The following is a 2,890-nucleotide window of genomic DNA, read 5'->3' on the forward strand; positions in this document are numbered from 1 at the left end:
TCGGACCAGCTGACGGGCGCCGCCTCGACACCTTCATTGTTGAAGAGCAGCGCCGGTCCGTCGCCCTCATGCGAAAGAAGGTTTTCGGCGAAGTTCAGCTTCGCATCGGGGAAGAATTTCGCGCCGGGCATCTTGTCGGCATCGACGAGGAAACGCGCGCCCTTCTCTCCGACGACGCCGCAGAAATCCCAGACCGCATCCCAGAAGGCTTCCGGATGATCGACCGACCATTGATGGAGCGCCGCGTAGTCGGCGAAGCGGACGCCGTGTCGCGCCGTCAGGTGGCCGGCAAAAGCGGCGAGGTTCGTCCCCGCGACGCGGGCGGGCGACGGGGTCCAGAGGGGAGCATCGGTATTCGTCACTTGCGGCCCTTTCCGGGCCAGTGCCCGATCAGGAGTGCTTGAAATTCGGCGGGCGCTTTTCGATGAAGGCCGCCATGCCTTCCTTCTGGTCCGCATTGGCGAAGCCCGAATGGAAGACGCGACGTTCGAAACGGACGCCTTCGGCGAGCGTCACCTCGAAGCTGCGGTTGACGCTCTCCTTGATCGCCATCGTAGCGGGCAGAGACATTCCTGCAATCGTCTCGGCGAGTTTCGCGGCTTCTTCGAGCAATTTATCCGCCGGAACGATGCGGGCAACGAGACCTGCGCGCTCGGCTTCCTCGGCATCCATGAAACGGCCGGTCAGACACATTTCCATGGCCTTCGCCTTGCCGACGGCACGCGTCAGGCGCTGCGAGCCGCCCATGCCCGGGATCACGCCGAGCTTCACTTCCGGCTGCCCGAATTTTGCGCTGTCGGCGGCGAGGATGAAGTCGCACATCATGGCGAGTTCACAACCGCCACCCAGCGCGAAGCCGGAAACTGCCGCAATAATGGGCTTTCTGACGCGGGTCAGCTCTTCCCAGGGCGCGAACCAGTCATGGAGATACATTTCCGTCGCCTGCCGCTCGGCCATCTCCTTGATGTCGGCGCCCGCGGCGAAGGCCTTGGCCGAGCCGGTGATGACGATGCAGCCGACGCCCGCATCCGCGTCGAAGCCCTTGGCCGCCGCCAGTACCTCGTTCATCAGCGTCGCATTGAGCGCGTTGAGCGCCTGGGGGCGGTTGAGCGTGATGGTGGCGACGCGACCGCGCGTCTCGGTGAGGATCGTTTCGTAAGCCATGTCTCGTCTCCCGAAATGCGCGGTTAAATCTGACCCTTGATGAGCTTTATGACGCCGGAGAAGTCAATCCCGTCATGGCCCGAAGCTTCCATCAGCGCGTAAAGCTGCGCGGCCTGTGCGCCGAGCGGCGTCGGTACGCGGGCGGTCTTCGACGCATCCTGCGCCAGACGCAGATCTTTCAACATCATGCCCGCCGTAAAGCCCGGCTTGTAGTCGCGGTTGGCGGGCGAGGTCGGCACGGGCCCCGGCACCGGACAATAGGAGGTCATCGACCAGCACTGGCCGGATGCCGTCGAGGAAATATCGAAGAGCGTCTGCGCGTCGAGGCCGAGCTTCTCGCCCAGCGCAAAGGCTTCCGAAACCGCGATCATCGAGATCCCGAGGATCATGTTGTTGCAGACCTTGGCGACCTGGCCGTTGCCTGCGGCACCGGCGTGGAAAATATTCTTGCCCATCTTTTCGAGGATCGGCTTCGCCCTGGCGAAAGCTTCGGCGCTGCCGCCGACCATGAAGGTCAGCGTCCCCGCTTCCGCGCCGCCGACGCCGCCCGAGACCGGCGCGTCGAGCATCGCCATGCCGGCGGCCTCCGCCGCCGCGATCACGTCGCGCGCGGAAGGCACGTCGATGGTCGAGCTGTCGATGAAGAGCGTGCCCTTGTCGGCGGCGGCGATCAGGCCTCCATCGCCGAGATAGACCGCGCGCACATGCTCGCCGGCGGGGAGCATGGTGACGACGAATTCGACGCCCTTCGCCGCGTCGGCGGCCGTCGCTGCCTTTTCGGCACCGGCCTCGACGAGACCAGCCACGGCAGGTCCCGAGAGGTCGAAGACTTTCAGCGCATGGCCAGCCTTCACCAGATTGCGCGCCATCGGCCCACCCATATTGCCGAGGCCGATGAATCCGATCTTCGCCATGTCTCTCTCCCTCTTTGCCGAATTAGCCGAATGTCAGTTCATCGCCACCGAGCGACGCGAAATAGCCATCGACATCTTCGCGCTTCACGCCTGCGAGCGACGACGGCTCCCATTTCGGGCTCTGGTCCTTGTCGATGATGATGGCGCGCACGCCCTCGTAGAAGTCATGGCCGCGCATGAAACGGTTGGTAAGCCTGAATTCGAGCTTCATGCAGTCTTCGAAGGAGAGTTTCGCGCCTTCCCTCACCTGCCGGTAGGTCACGAGGAGACTTGTCGGCGATTTCGCGCGAAGCGTCGCCGCAGCCTTCTGCGCCCAATCGCTACTATCCGCTTCAAGCGACGCAATGATCTCAGCCACCGAAGCTTTCGAGAAATGCCTGTCGATGGCGGCGCGATGCTGCGCCAGCGGCGGTTCGCCCGCCGGAGCGGAATGGCTGTCGAGCGCGGCGTCGACGTCTTCGCCGGCCGCCAGCCGCGCCTTCAGATCGCCGAGCCGGTCAGAAGGAATATAAGTGTCGGCAATGCCGGCATAGATCGCGTCCGCCGCCTTCAGGCGTTCGCCGGTCAGCGCGAGGAACATGCCGATCTCGCCGGGGCAGCGCGGCAGAAAATAGGTACCGCCGACATCCGGAAAAAGACCGATGCCGGTTTCCGGCATGGCGAAGGTGAGCCGCTCGGTCGCGACGCGATCCGAGCCGTTGACCGACACGCCGACGCCGCCGCCCATGTCGATGCCATCCATCAAGGCGACATAGGGCTTCGGATAGAGCTTGATATAGGTGTTGAGGCGATATTCCTCGCGATAGAATTCG

Annotated in this window: 4 protein-coding genes; all 4 read right to left on the minus strand. The window is 63.9% G+C overall.

The window, feature by feature from the left end; translation table 11 throughout:
• The coding region (locus tag VMR03_RS06230; protein ID WP_325403332.1) for an acetyl-coenzyme A synthetase N-terminal domain-containing protein at positions 1–362 on the minus strand (362 nt) is incomplete at its 3' end.
• A 28-nt stretch (positions 363–390) separates the two neighbouring features.
• Positions 391–1,164 (minus strand): enoyl-CoA hydratase, encoded by a 774-nt coding sequence (locus VMR03_RS06235; protein ID WP_325403334.1) that lies wholly within the window; start codon positions 1,162–1,164, stop codon positions 391–393.
• Between the two features lie 23 nt (positions 1,165–1,187).
• Complete coding sequence (gene mmsB / locus VMR03_RS06240) at positions 1,188–2,078, minus strand: 3-hydroxyisobutyrate dehydrogenase (RefSeq protein ID WP_325403336.1); 891 nt, start codon at positions 2,076–2,078, stop codon at positions 1,188–1,190.
• A gap of 22 nt (positions 2,079–2,100) precedes the next feature.
• Positions 2,101–2,890, minus strand: a 790-nt coding sequence (locus VMR03_RS06245) for an enoyl-CoA hydratase/isomerase family protein (protein WP_325403338.1), incomplete at its 5' end; no start/stop codon positions are given.

It is taken from the genome of Parvibaculum sp. (assembly GCF_035511255.1).
GTDB lineage: Bacteria > Pseudomonadota > Alphaproteobacteria > Parvibaculales > Parvibaculaceae > Parvibaculum.

Excerpts from the sequence above, each read along its gene's own strand:
- VMR03_RS06235 (WP_325403334.1), bottom strand. The coding sequence starts at position 1,164 with ATGGCTTACGAAACGATCCTCACCGAGACGCGCGGTCGCGTCGCCACC.
- mmsB (WP_325403336.1), bottom strand. The coding sequence starts at position 2,078 with ATGGCGAAGATCGGATTCATCGGCCTCGGCAATATGGGTGGGCCGATG.